Origin of the sequence: Sinorhizobium sp. CCBAU 05631, from assembly GCF_002288505.1 — a bacterium.
Lineage (GTDB): Bacteria > Pseudomonadota > Alphaproteobacteria > Rhizobiales > Rhizobiaceae > Sinorhizobium > Sinorhizobium fredii_C.
On sequence record NZ_CP023063.1, the window covers coordinates 1,550,523 to 1,566,895 of the forward strand.

The 16,373-nt window shown below is 59.3% G+C and carries 13 protein-coding genes and 2 pseudogenes; 4 read left to right on the forward strand and 11 right to left on the reverse strand.

Features of this window, described 5'->3' with window-relative positions; translation table 11 throughout:
• Positions 1 to 34: 34 nt before the first annotated feature.
• From SS05631_RS07775 to SS05631_RS07810, 8 genes are all read right to left on the reverse strand, one after another.
• Complete coding sequence (locus tag SS05631_RS07775) at positions 35 to 1,900, reverse strand: TniQ family protein (RefSeq protein WP_037393032.1); 1,866 nt, start codon at positions 1,898 to 1,900, stop codon at positions 35 to 37.
• Positions 1,900 to 2,508 (reverse strand): hypothetical protein, encoded by a 609-nt coding sequence (locus SS05631_RS07780; RefSeq protein WP_037422172.1) that lies wholly within the window; start codon positions 2,506 to 2,508, stop codon positions 1,900 to 1,902. Before SS05631_RS07780 ends, SS05631_RS07775 begins: the two co-directional genes overlap by 1 nt.
• 452 nt (positions 2,509 to 2,960) lie before the next feature.
• Positions 2,961 to 5,222, reverse strand: coding sequence for a Mu transposase C-terminal domain-containing protein (locus tag SS05631_RS07785; RefSeq protein WP_050988307.1), 2,262 nt, complete (start codon positions 5,220 to 5,222; stop codon positions 2,961 to 2,963).
• Positions 5,219 to 5,923 carry a hypothetical protein gene (locus SS05631_RS07790; protein WP_157213186.1) on the reverse strand — a complete coding sequence of 235 codons (705 nt, stop codon included), beginning with the start codon at positions 5,921 to 5,923 and terminating at the stop codon, positions 5,219 to 5,221. The genes SS05631_RS07785 and SS05631_RS07790 overlap by 4 nt, the downstream gene beginning before the upstream one ends.
• A complete protein-coding gene (locus SS05631_RS30930; RefSeq protein ID WP_157213187.1) occupies positions 5,901 to 6,065 on the reverse strand; it encodes a hypothetical protein in 165 nt (54 codons plus the stop codon). Before SS05631_RS30930 ends, SS05631_RS07790 begins: the two co-directional genes overlap by 23 nt.
• Before the next feature lie 249 nt (positions 6,066 to 6,314).
• Positions 6,315 to 6,878, reverse strand: coding sequence for a type II toxin-antitoxin system VapC family toxin (locus SS05631_RS07795; protein ID WP_037393067.1), 564 nt, complete (start codon positions 6,876 to 6,878; stop codon positions 6,315 to 6,317).
• Between the two features lie 51 nt (positions 6,879 to 6,929).
• Positions 6,930 to 7,280 (reverse strand): hypothetical protein, encoded by a 351-nt coding sequence (locus tag SS05631_RS07800; RefSeq protein WP_244412241.1) that lies wholly within the window; start codon positions 7,278 to 7,280, stop codon positions 6,930 to 6,932.
• 2,417 nt (positions 7,281 to 9,697) lie between these two features.
• Positions 9,698 to 10,258 carry a type II toxin-antitoxin system VapC family toxin gene (locus SS05631_RS07810; RefSeq protein ID WP_037393039.1) on the reverse strand — a complete coding sequence of 187 codons (561 nt, stop codon included), beginning with the start codon at positions 10,256 to 10,258 and terminating at the stop codon, positions 9,698 to 9,700.
• Between the two features lie 106 nt (positions 10,259 to 10,364).
• On the opposite strand from SS05631_RS07810, the gene SS05631_RS07815 reads away from it, so the two are divergent.
• The 4 genes and pseudogenes from SS05631_RS07815 to SS05631_RS07830 all read left to right on the forward strand — a co-directional run bounded on the left by SS05631_RS07815 (position 10,365) and on the right by SS05631_RS07830 (position 14,613).
• Positions 10,365 to 10,562: a hypothetical protein gene (locus SS05631_RS07815; protein WP_037393041.1), complete on the forward strand. Its 198-nt coding sequence runs from the start codon at positions 10,365 to 10,367 to the stop codon at positions 10,560 to 10,562.
• Positions 10,563 to 10,852: 290 nt separating this feature from the next.
• Positions 10,853 to 11,470: a hypothetical protein gene (locus tag SS05631_RS07820; RefSeq protein WP_037393043.1), complete on the forward strand. Its 618-nt coding sequence runs from the start codon at positions 10,853 to 10,855 to the stop codon at positions 11,468 to 11,470.
• A 354-nt stretch (positions 11,471 to 11,824) separates the two neighbouring features.
• Complete coding sequence (locus SS05631_RS07825) at positions 11,825 to 13,342, forward strand: AAA family ATPase (RefSeq protein ID WP_245369162.1); 1,518 nt, start codon at positions 11,825 to 11,827, stop codon at positions 13,340 to 13,342.
• Between the two features lie 238 nt (positions 13,343 to 13,580).
• A pseudogene (locus SS05631_RS07830) lies at positions 13,581 to 14,613 on the forward strand (IS110 family transposase).
• Between the two features lie 507 nt (positions 14,614 to 15,120).
• Here the strand turns inward: SS05631_RS07830 and SS05631_RS07835 are convergent.
• The 3 genes and pseudogenes from SS05631_RS07835 to SS05631_RS07845 all read right to left on the reverse strand — a co-directional run bounded on the left by SS05631_RS07835 (position 15,121) and on the right by SS05631_RS07845 (position 16,353).
• A pseudogene (locus SS05631_RS07835) lies at positions 15,121 to 15,557 on the reverse strand (YeeE/YedE family protein).
• Positions 15,554 to 15,985: a YeeE/YedE thiosulfate transporter family protein gene (locus tag SS05631_RS07840; RefSeq protein ID WP_037393046.1), complete on the reverse strand. Its 432-nt coding sequence runs from the start codon at positions 15,983 to 15,985 to the stop codon at positions 15,554 to 15,556. The pseudogene SS05631_RS07835 and the gene SS05631_RS07840 overlap by 4 nt, the downstream one beginning before the upstream one ends.
• A 44-nt stretch (positions 15,986 to 16,029) precedes the next feature.
• Positions 16,030 to 16,353: a cytochrome c gene (locus tag SS05631_RS07845; RefSeq protein ID WP_037393048.1), complete on the reverse strand. Its 324-nt coding sequence runs from the start codon at positions 16,351 to 16,353 to the stop codon at positions 16,030 to 16,032.
• Between the last annotated feature and the right edge of the window lie 20 nt (positions 16,354 to 16,373).

The window sequence follows — 16,373 nt, forward strand, 5'->3', positions numbered from 1 at the left end:
CGCCTCGATCAGTAGCGCCGCCGAGCGCGTGCAGTCATTCTTCCACAGCAAGCGCGAGTGCAACGGGGTTCTGCGCGGTGCCGATGCTGAGAGCGGCTTCCGCGCCGTCCCTCAGATAGAAGGCATCCTTCATCTGCTCCTTAGGGAACACCCGTGTAAGACCGGACGCCTTCAGTCGGTTCGACGCCTTCGGTGATGTCAGGCCAGATCTCTCGCAGCACTCCGCCAGACTGATGTAGCGGTTCTCGAAGGCTTCGACCGCCTCGACTGCCACGACCTTCTGCGGAGACCTCGTTTCCGGATTCCGTTCGATGCGAGTCTCGATGTGATCGTTGTTGAAGAGCGCGTAGATCGCTTTAGTCGAGGTTTTCCATCGATTAGAGAGGTCGGCGGCGGTCAGACATCCATGATGCGGCAGCAGGACTTTGCCTTTGATCTCGTCGCGGTCGAGCATCAGAGACATGATGCCGAACTTGCTTCGATCGATCCCAATCCGCTTTAGTTCGTTGCGGGAGAGGAGCGTTAGGATCTCCCCATAGCTGCATGCAGTCGATCGGATCACATCCTGGATGGCGATCAGCCCGTCCGTGTTCTTGGGATTGCCCTTTGGAAGAAGCCGTTCCCGGAACCTGATGAGCTCACTCTTCGAGTACCAGGCTGAAATTCTAGCATCGTCATCTTGGGGGATAGCAGGGACAACAATCCCGTCTTCGATGAGCGTGTTGAAAACCTGGTAGCTGATGCCGATCAGGGTCGCCCCCTGCTTTGCCCGCACGAGGTCGCGGATCGTGCTGGCGACAAGTTCGGCACTCTCCGCATCGATCGCGTCGACATTGGAGCCGGGCAGGGTGCATAACGCGCCTGTGGCGACCAGCACTTTCTTGAGAAGGAACGCTGTGATGCCAAATTTCCGCTCGAAGGAGGCGAAGCTCAGGTATCGTGGCTTCTCGAACTTGCCGAAGATGCTGGTGGTATCGGTGAGGGGCAGCGAGCTGTAAGCGTAGCTTCTGATCTCGTTCTTAACAGAATTGTATGCCGGATTGTCTCGCGAGTTGGCGAGCGTCTGATAGAATTTCCCGTACAGTTGGGTTCCGCCGTAATAGGCGCGCTCGTGATCGGCTTGCACATGCAGCCCGTCCAGAAATCGGTGCAGGCCGGGCAGGCCGGCTTTCAGCCGATCGAAACCTGCGGCGCCTGCCAGCCACCAGTCCTGATCGGTCTTCTTGGATGTTTCGACCTTCTTGCCATGCAACGACACCATGCCTGCCAGTTCACAGATGTCGCCGGCAACGAAGATAGGCAGGGGATCAAGCAGGTCGTTACCGGGTTTCTCACCGTTGAGACGTTTCTGAATGTAGTGTTCGAAAGCGCTGAATTCGCGCGGCACAGATCCTGCGGTCGCGATGGCGATCTCCCTCCGGAGTTCCCCCATCGTGGTGCATAGGTCGTGATTGTGGTTCGGGTTCATGCCAGTGCCCGCGGACACCAGAGACTGGGAGTGGATGGGGCACGTCCGGATGAAGCGCGAATACCACGACTTTCTTGCGTACCGTCGCGTTTTGGGGCGCTGGTCGATACGCTTGTCGTCCTCTGCGAAGCAGGAGGGGCAAAACTTGAGAACGCTTCTAGGGTGGAATGCCCAGGGTGTCGGATGACCTCCGACAAGTACCGTGTGTTCTCCAGCCCGTTTGACGGCCGCAGCATCAAGAAGATCTCGATCGACGCCTGACAAGTGCGATAGCGCCGTGATGGCTTCGTCATCACCGTCAATGACCTTTCGAAACGTGAAGTCAAAGTCCTGGCAAAGCTCGAACGCGCTCCGGGCGTTCGCAATGGCCAGCCGCGAGCAGAAGCTGGTGAGGCTTTCGTCTTCGTGCAGTTCGACATGGATGAGGCCCATTATTTGCGTCCCTTCTTTGTCGATGACTTACCGCCCACAACTGGTCCGAGATTGCTGTCGCGATCGACCATCTGGATAATCGAACGCCAGTTATCGACGCAGAAAACGTTCTCGTCGTCATTGTCGCCGCACTTCGCCAGGCGCGCGTAGGCTTCGACCCAGTTCTGGGTCGACACCTCGTTTGAACCCGTCTCCAGAGCATCCTCGATTGCGTAATAGATGAGCGTCAGGATCAACCCGATGCGATCACGTGCAGCATGCATCAGCCGTGCGATGAGTTCAAAAGGCTGGTCCTTCGACAAGGTTAATCCAGCCCGGTTCTCGATCACGTCTTTCACGATCCAGGCAATGTATTCGCCGTCGTCGGCGAAATTCGGATTTTCCACCACGAAACGATCGGTGCGACGCTCCATCTCCTTGTGGGGATCGTAGTCGACCAGATTCTCAATGTCAGGAAGTCCGACTACAACGAAATATAGCGGCCACATAACATCCTGCAGGCTGTTCTTCAGCGTATGCAAAATGATCCGGGGATCCATCTTCTTGGGGGCGTCGAACACGTGCTGGAAATCATCGATGACGACGAGCTTGGTGGCGAAGTTGCGCATCGTCCGCCGTGTCTTGTGGCCGATCGTGGTAGGGGATCGGTCACGTTGCCTTCGTATCCGTAAAGTTCCAGAAACTCACGGTTGACGTCCACCATGCTGCATGCTTCTGGAGCACGAGCGTATAGCGTCGGTCGCATCCGTTCGCCATACTCGTCGTCATAATCCTGAAGCGTGGTCAGAAGCTTTAGACCGTGCTTCACGATCTCTGATTTTCCGGCGCCCGGCTCCCCGCTGATTATCAGGATGTGCCCAGGTTCTGAGCCGTCCTTGATACCTCGCTCGATTCGTCGCAGATGAACTTCGAGCTGTTCATCATTTTTGGTCTTGTAGTAGGCGGACCTCACCCTGTTCATGATATCAGCGATCCGCTGGTTCTTGGAATCCAACTCGCGTTTCGACTCCGCGAGAGAAGACGTCGGGGCGTTCCTGTCCAAGTTTTCCATGGGTGATCCTTACTTCTCTTCTGCCTTCCAGTCCGGGTTGAAAAGTCGCTTCCGCCTCGCGCTACTGGCACGTGGCTCCTGCGCATCGGGCGTCTGGCCGGGCTTGGGTTTTCTCGGATTCTTGCGGGTGACAGGAGGCGACACGGCGTCCTGTCCTGCTGCGCGCCGCGCTTTCTCGAAACGGTCGGGATCAAGTGGGGCAGTGGAACTCGGGCCGACGATGTCGCGGCGGGAGCGTCGCGGTTCTGGCGGCGTGGCGCTTGGATCCCCGCCGGCAACTTCCTCCGGCAGGATATCTCCGTAGTCTTGGGATGCTTTGGGCTGGAAAATATGGCCCTTGATGCTCCGATGAACCTCCAAAAGGTCGTCCTTGGTGATGAGATGCGATGAGATGTCGTTCTTCTCTTCTGCAACCTCGACTGCGTATTCGGTCGCTTTAATAGCGCGTCTTACGTTCTCGTAGTTTTTCTGCTCATCGATGGAAAAGCGCTCCTCAAGCCACCGTAGCGCAATACGCCAATGGGTGACCGACACGCCTTCGAAGCCGGGGATCGGAGTCCTGAGCGGGTAGAAGCCTTTCCCATCGAGGGTCCGGACCCTGATCCTAGACAAGTCCCAGAGGTTTACGCGGAGGTCGACCCGCCCCTTCTTGTTCTTGCTGCGGAATTTCTGGAGTCGTTCATCGACGTACGGAATTCCCAAGAAGATCAGTCCGTTCCTTCCGACCGGATGGTCGTAGATCGTGATGTCAAAGGCCCGCTCGTCTTTCTCGGTCATCGAGAGAACCTCGTATTTCGCCGTCATGGTCGTCCAGGCATCGATCGGAGTCTGCCCGTCAAGGCCAGCATGAGGCGTGTGGTGATACGCATCCACGATCAGTCGAACGAGGTGGCGAGCGAACTCCTCGAAGTTCATGGACGCGTTTGCCTTCGAATCGTACGCGCCGCGAGTGATCGGATTGCTGAATGTCCGGCCGCTGAACAGGTGCATGTAGCGGTCGTTGAAGGTACGGAAGTAGCGTTCGATGACCCCTCGAAGCCTTGCGTTGCGGACCGGCGGGATCAGATGCGTCCCGCACAGGCTCACGACGGTCAACTGGAAATCGCGCTGGTTGTAGGCGGCGCCTGAGTCCGTGGCGACAGTGCCGGGCTTTCCGGACATGGGCCACGGGGCCTCGCTTCCGGCGAATAGGGCTGTGCCTTCCTTGGGGCTGCATGCCATTCGAAGCGTTTCAATGCCGGATCGTCCACCCGGATCGCTGTCCAGGAGGCGCATGGCCAGGATGGATCTTGTTCCGACGTCGATCGCAACCGAGCACCAGAAGCGCATTGCATCGATCTTCTTCTGCGCCTCGTCGTGCAGGACTCCCCAGAGGCGGGTTCCCTTGAGGAGGCTCATCAGGTCGAGCTTGTGCTCGTCGAATTCGACGCGCTCTAGGGGCTTGTACCGCCTCTGGCCCGCGCCTGTCATTTGGAAATCGTCCTTCGCAGCGTCCTCACCACTATAGGCGGCGGCAATATGAAGATCCTCGAGAATATCATGCCGCCAGCGCAGGAAGGTCCTGTACGACGGCACTTCCTCCTTGCTCAGTCCCGCAATGCGGCTGCCCTCGATGAAGTCGTCATAGTACTTCCGCACCTTCGGACGCTTCGCGTTTGGGATCTTCCCGATGTATTCTTCTGCCGCCTCCACTACGCTTTCATCGAACTGTGAAGGATGCAGAGATCGGCCTCGGTAGTTGCGCACGAGGGAGAAGGGATTGCGACCGCTTGCCTCGAATTTGGCCACATTTCTCAGGAACTGCCGCGGGCAGACCCTGGTCAATCCGTCGGACGTGTCGATCTTCTTGCCTCCACGCGGTTTGGGAGCGAAGGCGGCCCTGATCTTGTCGTAATTCGCGTAGAATTTCTGCACACCTTCCTCGGATTTCGGCCAGATGCCTTCGCGCCGTCCCTCGAGAAACTTGGTCACCATCAGAAAGCGGCTGGCTGCATAATCGGGAAGGTCTCCGGGATCCATCGGGGGACCAGCCTTGGCGAGCGCATCCTCTCTGGCGAACCACTTTCGTTCCACCTTGAGTGCTCGGCTCTGGACCATCCGCGAGATTTCGAAATGGACAGGCGCGAGCACCTCGCCGCGCCCGCCGATCTCGGTGAAGATGTAACCCAGACCGTCGTCCCGCTTCCGGACGCGGTAGTAAGTTCCACGAATCCGGACCCGATCCGTTTCATCGAAGCCGAAGGTGGTGAAGGGAATGGGCGTCTCGCTCATGCGTCATACTCCATAAGCTTGATCCACGAGGTGTGCGTCAGGATGCTGTTTTCATCGGGGGCGAGGTGCTCGATCATGCCGTCGCCGATGAGGTTCCACATCGCGTTCCAGGCTGCCCCCTCGCGACCGAATTCTTCTTGGAGTTGGAATACCCTGACGGGCTTTCCGATCGCCTTGAAGAGTTCGAGCAGGCGGGCACAGTTGGCACTGTTCCTGAACTTTCGGGAGCGGAGAATTTCGCGCGCCCGGCATACATCCGCTTCCGTGATGTCCTCCTCGGTCAACATTTCGCAGCGATCCGCGTGGAAACGCAGGGTCTGGTTACGAATGGATTGCAAGGTTCGAGCGAGTTTGCCGGACTTGTCGCTGCTCTTGGGGCGGCAGGAGAAGAGGACCACCTCTCCTGTGTTGAATGTCACCATCAAGTCGAAGTAGTGCTCGTGGGTCCCGAGTTCGTCCGTGTAGTACACCAACTGCTGGGTCTTCAGGTCGACGACATCGTTGCGCGCCCAGAAATACTGCCCGCACTCGAACTCGAAGAGGCTCTCGAAATACAGGAATGTGTTGCGCCCGGGATATGCTGATGCCAGACGGCAGGAGCTGGTGGACTTCATCGAGAAGGTGCGATGCATATCGCACGGCACCATCTCGTAGGTCACATCGAACCCGGCTAGCTCTTCAGGCGAGAGTCTGTATTTCACCTCCCCGTTCCGTGGTCGTGATCGGGCCCCCCATGTAGTCGTCGTCGATCTCGGCGAACGTCGTCATGACCTCCGACGTCTTGAAGGGGTCGAAGCCGTGGCGCAGCGCGTGATACGTCTCGATGCCGATGCGAGCGTTCATAGTCCTTCCTCCTTAGTGCTTGGTGGAGTTGCCGAAGAGGAACGAGCCGAATTCGGTTTCCCAAGGTGCGAGGGTGTCGTCGGCAACGCGATCTTCCTCGTCGTCGCCGGCATCGAAGGTGGCGGGGGGCTAATGCGTCTTTCGTGTAGGAGATGGAGATCGGCGGAGAGCCCCCGACATGGTTCAATGCCCGCTTCTTCGAGGCCTTGGAGTCCGGCCGCCCCAGACCGTCCATGAGGTGAGGCGTTCTCACAGCATCGGCAGCAACTCATTGTCACGGCATCCCTCCATCTCATCGAGTCGCGGGAGAAAGAATTCTGTTTCGGGCGGCACATGCCACCGCGATTCCATGGGCTGGTACACTCCTGGCAGCGGAAAGAACTGATGTATCTTTACATAGTCCCGGATATTCCCGGTCAGAATCGGCAGGCCGTGAGCGATCGCGACGGCAGCGATCATAAGGTCGTGCCCCATCCGCGTCGCTTTCTCGCCACGCTGAACCGTCCACAGCGGTCTGAGGCATGGCACCGATGTCATCTGCGCGTAGATGTAGGCAACCTCGGGGGACATTGGCGGGATCGGAAAGTCGGTGCTCAGGATGTCATTCACCCAAGCCATGATGCGCGCAGCTTTTTCGGGGTCGTCACGCTGTCTTAGATGGGCGCCGCGCATCAGTTCTGTTATAACAGGGTAGCTGATGTTCAGGCGGTGGATTCCGACCCGCAAGAGCCACGTCCGGAGGCCGGGGGGAGAACGTCTTCGGCCCATCAGGCTGACGATGTCGGTATCGAGCAGGAGCGGAGGTTCGGGCATCGCAAAGTCCTGTAGGTCGAGCATCCTTAACCTGTCGGTTTCAAGGCTGCGTCATTGAGGCAGCGGCAGTGGTATCCGATGCACTTCAGTCCTCCCGCGAGAGGTCGCATGGGTGACTTCCATCAGGGTGTGATCTTCGATCAGCGAGGGAATGACGGGGCGCAGCCAACCTTCGTCGATCAGACACCACAGGGCGTTGCGTCGGTATGCCTGGATCTCAAGGCCCTTCATGAGTTCGCCAAACCGGATCCGCCCGTGGATATCCAGCAGAAGTTCGCGGGCCTCTCGAACGTCATCTTCGTTCCGCGCCCGGCGTGCGAATAGGATATTCTCAGCGTTGGCGGCCACGTATTCACTGGCGAAGTACTCCGTGATGAAGCTGACATCTGGCGTAGCCGCCAATCCCCTGGTCCTTGATTAGGATCAGCTTGTCGATCAGAGCCTTTGAGGCGACCGAACGTCAGGGCACAGTTGGTCGCCATTTGAAGCTTCGGGGGGACTCTTTCCTTCGCCATTAGCGAACGAAAAGGTTTGGTCGCGCGACTACACCAGGCATGGTGGGAGCGTACGACTTCGAGCAAGAGGATGATTTTGAGTTGATGCTGTGTGAATGTCGCTGCGTTGCCCGTGTCGACAACCCTTGGAATTCCGAGGCAACACCATTGTTCTTGCGAACGGATCCCGATTGTGCGCCTTGAGCCGCCGTGACTCCCTGTTAGCAATTGCTCAAACGAAGGGGAGTCCTCGGAAGCCTCTTGCTGAGAGTCCTTCAGGTACTCGCCGGGAAGCAGTGCTGTTGTTGACTTTAGACGGCAGAGAGTAGTCGGCCTGCCAAGCGCCTCAAGTCCGATGACCGTGTTGCTGCTTTTCATTGCGAATCTCCTTCTGCTACGCGGGGTGAGGAGCACCGCCTAGGTCGGCATTGTAGCCGTGACGGCCAAAGCCTGGCTGTTGACAACAGCTACGCCGGCATCGCCCCGCCGAAGGTCAGCGAATCCAATGCCAGCCAGATGTCTTTGGGTGGACCAGACAATGGGTCCAAGATCGCGGGACGGATCAAACAAGCACATGGAGCTGGGCTAGCCAGATCATGACCCAAGCGGCTTCATGAGCAGCAAAGACCCCGTGCGCGGTTCGCGCTATTTCCGCCTAGAGTTGTCGTGGCGGCCTATTCGGAAAGCGGTCATTTGGCGTTCCTCCGACCCATCAACGCGATTCTCTTAACCGTTAATGGTGGATTTGTCCATAGAAAGTTTAAGTATTTCTGAGTGATGACATGGTAAGTGATTGTTGATTAAAGTTACGCGTACGCGCGCGTGTGCACGTGCACTAGCGACAATCGCGCTCGTAAGGCTTTATCTAAAAGGATTACGTGAAGTTGCATACATAGAGAATGGGGAGATATTGTTGACAACACAGAAAGGTCTTTTGGAAGAGAATCTGTTTCCAGGATTCATCTAGGATTCGTGAGTGATAAGTTAAAGGTATTCATTAGATAACGTCCGGACCGTAGAGGTCGAAGCAGGCCCGTCTCAACAGCGTCTGTGGCTTGGTCGAATCCATAAATGAAAGCGTCTCAGCAGTAGAGTTGACACACATCTAACCAGGACGTCAGAGCGCGACTGTATGAGAGGCGTGCATCGCGAGGTCATTCAAATTGTGGATTGGCGGCAACACGCCATCATAATTGATCGACGGTACTCCGACGTGAGTATCTCGCTGCCAGATGGATTCGAGTAGGTAGTGACGACCGTCGCTGGCCATCGGCATCACTTGAGATTTGCAGGCCGTGCGAAGGATTGGTCGGCGGCATATCTGCAAGAATCGACAGACGTGCTGGAGGCACGCTTAGGGGTGACGCGCCGCTATCGCGACATTCGTCTAAAATAGGTTCTGTAACATGGGAAGTTCTGGCCATGCCCAAGTCCGGAGCAGGCTGAATCCATGTGCGTCGGTTGACGACGTGGCATCGGCGTTAGGTCACTCGATCGAGCCTCAAGTTGTGTGGACGCAGCACACTAGCGATCCGCCGACCGAACCTTTTTGCTTTCAGCGCGCAGAGGCGTTACTGAATCCTTTTTATTCACATAATTGCCAAAGGGGCCAAGTTTCCAACGGACGGCTGATAAAGGAATCGAAGAACCGTATCACGACCTGCGGTCGGTCCTGCCATACTTGATCCTCGAATTCGCTGCGGCCATGGGAGTGCCGATCGGCACAATCTCGTTGATTGCAGCTTGTGAGAGTGCATCCTGTTGTGGTGAGCTTGCAGGATTGATTGCCATATAGTTGTTGTCGGCCATCGTTGGAGACCGCACACCAGTCCCATTTTTTTACATTTTTCCCAATTTCGCGATCTGTCGTTACAATGTGATGCGTCAATAAAATCGATTGAACCTGCTATCGAGGATCTTTGGCGCCAGCATGATCCGCACGCTGTTCGACGAGAAGATCACGTCGAGGACACAAATGCACGGAGATTAGCCACGATCCTGAGACGCGCCTGGTTCGTTCGTGTAGTTCCGGTCTCATCGAGAAAGACAAGCGGATTCGGCTGGTCGCTCGGCTCCAATGGATGTGCAATCTCGTTTTGAACGTCCAGCGCCGCTGGTGGAGCCAGACGCCCGGAGGGCTTCGGCAGATAGAGGCGGATCTCTCCTCAGCCAGACGCAAGACCATCAGACCATCTCGTTCGCGTGATGTACTTCTCTGCCCCGACCATGCCGACGATAGCGGCTTAATGGCCAGACCAGGAAGTTTGGGGTGCGGCTCCACAAGGCGTGGCAGATTTTGGGTTCGCAACTTGAACGGAACCGCTCTCACAGGGTGGGCAGTATCGTGCGGTCGGCAGCAGGTTCAGCCTTGAACTCAGGCAGTGGCACCTCGAACGGCGGAGCGATGAGCCAGATCTGTTTAAGCGCGAGAAACACTCCGGGGAGCGGGAACCGCTTGTCAATCTCCTCGAAGTCGGCGGCGTTCCCGGTGATGATTGGCGCCTGATGCGTTATGGAGAGCGCGGCTATCATGAGATCGTGTCCCAAGCGGTTCGTCCTGGAGTCCTGCTGGACCGTCCACATATGCCTGAGAGCAGGCGTTGAAGTCATCCGGGCGTAGGTGTCGGCCACCTCCAGCGTCATCGGAAGCGTGGGGAAGTTCATGGAGATGACCCTGTCCACCCAGAGCATGATCTCGGCAAAGCGAGTTGGAGACGCGGCCACAAGATGGGCTCCCCTGCGAAGTTCTGCGATGACCGGAAAGGTGATCACGAGACGTTCAATTCCGATGTCCATCAGCCAGGCGCGCAGGCCGGGAGGCGGCTTCTTCTTGCCCGCATCGCTGACTATGTTCGTATCGAGTAGAAGCGGCGGAAGCTGCGGCACGGAGCAAAATTCCTGTGGGCGACTCTCTGGCTAGGCACGATCATCGGCGATCGGCCGCTTATTACTGCTACACTAGGCATGCGACGGATCCATTGGAGGACCGTAGATGAAGCACGACATGGCATGGCCGCGGAATGTGGCCGAGATCCGCATTTCGGAACTATTCGACGCTGCCAAGACCGGAGGGCCTCAGAAGGTCGCGGACGACGATGGGACCTTCGATGTTACGTTCACACCGAAGAGGAAGCCGTTGTCGGAGCTGTTTTCAGAACCGGGCCCCATCTCCGACGACGTGGACCAGTAGCCGCAATTCACGATTGCACGTACATGGACCGTAACCGGCAGCAGGGGCGTCAGACAAGTCCCATGTGCTGAAAACCAGTCCATTGTTCGGCGGACCCCAGCAAGGGGCTGTCATGCTTCAGTTGTTTCTAAACCACCTTGCCACAGTCGATCACGGGACACTTGACGTCCGCAGTTTTGTTCCCTAATTGTTCCTAAATGAGCAATCTTGCGACCACCTTCCGAATACGCTGACGGACCCCGGGACCGATCCCGGTGCCACCCAGATCGCTGTTCGTTGGAGTGCAGGTCATGAAGACCGAATCCGCTCATGCCGCAGGCGATGAAGCTTGCGATTTCCCGACTTACCGCCCGTATTTCCCTTTCGCGACGCTCAAATGCGTCGGCCGACCTCTGTACCGGTCCCGCGATGCACGCGAGTATGCCTGCCTGCTGGATCTCGATCCAAGTGTCCTCACCTGGCGGTGCCTGACCCACGCTGTCACAGACGACATCGGCGTCCGAAGGTACTTCGTAGACTTCGCCGTTGAGACATACGATGGGCACCTCCTTGTCGAAGTCTGGACCAGCAGCGCCGGGGACACTCAGTGGATCACTGCCACCGCTGAGTGTTTCGGGTACCGCTATCAGGCAGTGCTGATGCCCGAGCTCCGCAAGTGGCCCAGGCTGCAGAATGCCCGCGACCTCCTCAGATACGCTGGCTGGGACACACCGCTCGGCGACCGCATCCGGATCCTTGCTACGCTCGATGAGATGGGCACCCTGACGCTGGCGGAATGCTTGTCGGCTGTTCGCGAAGGCAGACCGATGCAGACCGTCGCCTCCATGATCCTCAGTGGGGTTCTGGAAGTGGATCTCGACAACGCGCTCCTCGGTCCGGACACCGTTGTCCGCCGCGGCCAGAACTGAGGGGGTGAGATGGTGTCGGGAAAACATGCCGAGCGGGTAGCGTCGCTCGAGGCGACTACCTATGCCTACGCGATCCGGGCGGCGCTGCGTCGGTGCGGCCTCTTTCTCAAAGCAACGACCAGCAACAAGGCGATCGGACTTGCGCTGCCACCGGACGCGGACTTGGATGCCTATTCCGAGGCCGCGAAAGCGATCCTGCGGCAGACCGAAACGCTGAAGCACTATGCGGTGACATCTGTTTTCCTGGGGCGGCGGGGGGACTCCCATGTGGAGAAGGCTCATAGCGTGCTGGAGGAAAGATCTGCAGTCGTCGTGCTCATCGAGCATGGGGCCGCTCTTCCGGCTGCAGTCGCAGTGGCGCTCGACCGTATCGTCGAAGTCGGACCGGTGAAGGCAATCCATCTGATGTCGGCCGCGAAGAGCGCCTGGCAGACCGAGATCCTCAAGGAAGCCGCCCGGGAGCTATGTGGCTATCCTCCCGAGCTCCTGTTTGGGGCCCTGCGGGACGGGCGTCCGATCGACATCGCCCTGGAGAAGCTTGCGGCCGCATCGAAGGCTCCCGCGACGACGGCGTGGGAGCCCCGCGTAGAGGAGCTGGAAGGCTATGGGGAAGCGCGCGATTGGGCGGCTGAACTGGTAGTTGATCTCGCTGACTGGGGGGCTGGCAGGCTCGCATGGCGCGATGTGGATGCGGGGCTTCTCCTAAGCGGCCCTCCCGGCACCGGCAAGACGCTCTTCGGATCGGCGCTTGCGCGTTCTTGCGGCGCGAAGTTCATCGGCACGTCAAGCGCGCAGTGGCAGTCGAAGGGACATCTGGGCGACATGCTCGGTGCGATGCGGAAGAGTTTCCGCGAGGCGGCAGATGCCGCTCCATCGGTGCTCTTCATTGACGAGTTCGACAGCATTGGCGACAGGCGGACATTCAGAGGCGACAATGCGAGTTACAGCCTGCAAGTCGTAAACGCCTTGTTGGAGTTGCTCGACGGATCCACGGGCAGGGAAGGGGTGATCGTCATCGCCGCATCGAATTTCCCGGACCACATCGATCCGGCGCTTCGCAGACCCGGGCGCCTTGACCGCCACGTCGCCATCGATCTCCCCGATCGGGAGGCTCGCCAGCAGATGCTGTCGATGCATCTGGGCACCGCTGACGCACCAGAGGACCTCCTTAAGGCTGCGCTGGCCACCAGCGGCTATTCGGGTGCGGACCTCGCGCAGGTCGCCAAGGATGCGCGTCGCGTGGCCCGTCGCCAGGGCAGGGAGGCCCGAGTCTCGGACGTGCTTGCCATTGTTCCCCCCGTCGCGCCAATCGGTAAAGACGAGCGTTGGTCGGCATCCGTACACGAGGCCGGGCATGCCGTCGTCGGTATCGAGTTGTCTGTAGCCGAAATCGAGATGATCGTCGTGGCGAGGGAGGCGGGCCACCGAGATGCAAGCATTGGGCACGTTCAATGGCGGCGGCAGACCATGCCAAATCGAAGCCGCCAGTCCTACCTGGACGAGATCGCGATGCTGCTGGGCGGGATGGCCGCCGAGGAGGTCATTCTCGGAGACGTCTTCGACGGCTCCGGCGGCGTCGCGGGATCCGATCTTCAGCGAGCTTCGGATCTTGCCACGGCCATGCTTGCAAGCCTGGGGCTAGGATCACTCCAATACTGCGATGTCTCGACGCCGAAGGAGTTGGACGAGCTGCGGCGTTCTGATCCGATCCTGCGGCGGCGGGTTGAGCGGCTGCTCGAGGCCGAGCTACTGCGCGCGGCGAAGACTATCGAACGGCGGAGGCCGGAGGTCGAAAAGCTTGCACGTGCCATTGTAAAACACGGAGTGCTTTGGAGATGCGACGTGGCGGAGATCGTCTCCGGGCAGAAATAGGCGGGGTAGCATCAACCCGCCGGCGCTGGAGGGAGCCGAGAGCAGTGAGAAGTTTCCCAACTGCGAGCCGTGCCATCCAACGTCTGCGCCAGCATGTGCCCGGCGCAGACGAAACGATCCGGCGAAGCGGCCGCTCGTGCCACACCAGCCACCGTCTCCCACGGGTGATGGGGTGGACGCCCCCGACGGCATCGCTGTGCCAGAATGGCGGTGTTGCAACCATTGGAGGGAGGCGTCCGTGCCTGAGGTTACCACGATCGGTCTGGATATCGCGAAGTATGTTTTCCATGCACACGGTGCCGACGAGCGCGGCCACGCGCTTTTCAGCAAGAAGCTGAGCAGGGGAAGGTGTTGGACTTTTTCGCCGCCCAGCCTGCCTGCACCGTCGCTCTGGAAGCTTGCGGCGGTGCCCATCACTGGGTCGCGAGCTGATGGACATGGGCCATACAGTCCGGCTGATCCCGCCGGCCTACGTCAAGCCCTTCGTTAAGCGGAACAAGAACGATGCCGTCGATGCTGAGGCGATCTGCGAGGCGGCGCAACGCCCGAACATGCGGTTTGTCGCCGTGAAGAGCGAGGAGCAGCAAGCAGCGGCGCTCGTGTTCCGGACCCGCGATCTCTTGGTTCGCCAGCGGACCCAACTGATCAACGCGATCCGCGGTCACCTGACGGAATATGGCTGGGTCGCGCCGAAGGGACCGTCCTATGTGGCGATGCTGGCCGACCTGCTCGAGGAAGAGGAGATGGCCTCCTCGTTGCCGCCAGCCGCCCTAGCGATGATCAGGCTGATGCTGGACCTTCTGCCCGAACTGGACGGGAGGATCGCCGAACTCGACCGGGAAATCGCGCGGCGCGCCCGCGAGGACGCGGTATCGCGGCGGTTGATGACGATTCCGGGCGTCGGCCCGATCACCGCGACCGCAATCGCCGCGCTCGCACCGCCGGCCGAGACCTTCGCGAAGGGGCGCGACTTCGCCGCTTGGCTCGGGCTTGCCCCGCTGCAGAAGTCGACGGGCGGCAAGCAGAAGCTCGGCGCCATCTCAAAAATGGGCGAGCGCACGCTCAGGCGTCTGCTCATCATCGGCAGCATGGCGGTCATAAAACAGGCAGCAAGGCGCGGCGCACCGAAGGGCTCTTGGCTGGAACAGATGCTGGCGCGCAAACCGCGCATGCTGGTGGCGGTCGCGCTCGCCAACAAGATGGCACGGATCGTTTGGGCGCTGCTCATGAAGCAGGAGAGTTACAAGGCTCCGGCCGCGGTCACGGCGTAAGCCGGACGGGCCTGAGGTCGTCGGAGACGTGGTCGGTCGAAGGAGGGTATGGCACAGCAGTCGGCGAGACGGGGCCGGAAGAACCAGGGCTCACCACCGTGTCAGCGAGCACGCTTAGGGTGATATGGTTCCGGTCCGCGCACTCCCATACGGGCCCGCAGCCTTTGCGCTGCATCAAGAGGCCGGACAGATGGCAGCATCCGACAACGTGCCAACCGCCGAAAACCGCTTGCGTCTTACGGGGCGTCCACAGATGGTGAGCGGGAGTTCGACGGAGAGGCCTCAAATGGCCGCTTTTGGCAGCATTATCGGCCGATCGGCTCATGGCGCATGCTTGCAGTCAGAACGGATAAAGAGCGGACTCCTCTCGACGGAATGCTAGAGTTCCTGTCGCTGCTCTGCTTCAATTCGGAGCGGCCGCGGCTCCAGGAACACCACTTCGTCCTGGCCCTTGCCATCCCTAAGCGTCTCGACATTGCGCTTTATCACGGAGGAGGAGGTGACACTTCAATTTGCTGAGTAGTTCGGAAGGCGTTGGCGGTGAAGCGGTATAAATACATGCCGACCAGCATGGCCGCGACGAACAGGACGGCCTCCCACCGCCCCGTCGACAGTGCAGCGACGGCGGGGCCGGGACAGAACCCCACCAGGCCCCACCCGAGTCCGAACAAGCCCGAGCCAGTCACCAGTTTCCAATCGATCGATCTATTCGCCGGCACACAGAAGCGGTCATCGAGCAAAGGCGCCGGACGGCGACCGCGGATGATGTAAGCCCCGGCAGAAGGGATCAGGGCGCCCCCCATGACAAAGGCCAGCGACGGATCCCAGCTACCCGCGACATCGAGGAACGCCAGCACACGTCCGGGGTTGATCATGTCGGAGATTGCCAGACCCGCCCCGAAGATGAGCCCGCAGACGATCGCTGCTAACATGCGGGTCCTCATGACTGGACTCCAAGAAGATGTCGGGTGATGAAGACCGTCGCGCCCGCAACAGCCATGAAGATTGCTGTGGCGGCAAGCGAACGCGGCGAAAGCCGCGCGACTCCGCAAACGCCGTGGCCGCTCGTGCAACCCGATCCGAGTCGGGTGCCATAGCCGACGATGAGTCCGGCAGCAATCAGCAGTGCAGGCGAAGACGTGATGACGATCTCGGGTTTGCGGGCGAGGGCCGCCGCCAGCCAAGCGCCTGCGATGATGCCGAGGAGGAAACCCAGTCCCAACTTGCTGTCGCCGTCCTCGGTCAGGCCCGCTGCGGCGGCCGCGAGACCGGAAATCCCGGCTATCCTTCCGTTCAGCAGAAGGTAGAGGGCTGCCGACAGGCCGATCAGGAGGCCACCGGTCAAGGGCCAGAGGTAACTTATTTCAGTCATTGCACTCACATTGTGTTCTCGGGTCGGACGTCGCTCTCCGGCGGCTAAGGTTTCTTCGACTTGATGTAGGCGACGAGATCGGCAATCTCAAAGCGTGTCAGGGACAGATTGGGCATCCGGGAATGGTGAGGTGCAGCCAGGAAGGCGGAAAGACTCGCCTCATCGAATTGCTCTGATTCACCGATCTCAGCGAAGGTCGGGACAGTATCAGAGCCGCGAACTTGTCCAGGTGCAACGACGTGGCACTCGCTGCACCAGCGTTGGGCGATGCCGCGACCGCGGAGTCGATCGGCCGCGGGGCTCTCGCCGATGACCATCAAAAGGAGAGCAACGGTGACAGCGCATTGGAGACTGCCTGTTCGCTTCATTGCAGCCGTGTCCTATTTGG

What these genes read in the sequence shown, in the direction of transcription:
- SS05631_RS07775 (WP_037393032.1), bottom strand. Translation starts at nt 1,900, where the DNA reads ATGGGCCTCATCCATGTCGAACTGCACGAAGACGAAAGCCTCACCAGC.
- SS05631_RS07780 (WP_037422172.1), bottom strand. Translation starts at nt 2,508, where the DNA reads ATGCGCAACTTCGCCACCAAGCTCGTCGTCATCGATGATTTCCAGCAC.
- SS05631_RS07785 (WP_050988307.1), bottom strand. Translation starts at nt 5,222, where the DNA reads ATGAGCGAGACGCCCATTCCCTTCACCACCTTCGGCTTCGATGAAACG.
- SS05631_RS30930 (WP_157213187.1), bottom strand. Translation starts at nt 6,065, where the DNA reads ATGAACGCTCGCATCGGCATCGAGACGTATCACGCGCTGCGCCACGGC.
- SS05631_RS07795 (WP_037393067.1), bottom strand. Translation starts at nt 6,878, where the DNA reads ATGCCCGAACCTCCGCTCCTGCTCGATACCGACATCGTCAGCCTGATG.
- SS05631_RS07815 (WP_037393041.1), top strand. Translation starts at nt 10,365, where the DNA reads ATGAAGCACGACATGGCATGGCCGCGGAATGTGGCCGAGATCCGCATT.
- SS05631_RS07820 (WP_037393043.1), top strand. Translation starts at nt 10,853, where the DNA reads ATGAAGACCGAATCCGCTCATGCCGCAGGCGATGAAGCTTGCGATTTC.
- SS05631_RS07840 (WP_037393046.1), bottom strand. Translation starts at nt 15,985, where the DNA reads ATGACTGAAATAAGTTACCTCTGGCCCTTGACCGGTGGCCTCCTGATC.
- SS05631_RS07845 (WP_037393048.1), bottom strand. Translation starts at nt 16,353, where the DNA reads ATGAAGCGAACAGGCAGTCTCCAATGCGCTGTCACCGTTGCTCTCCTT.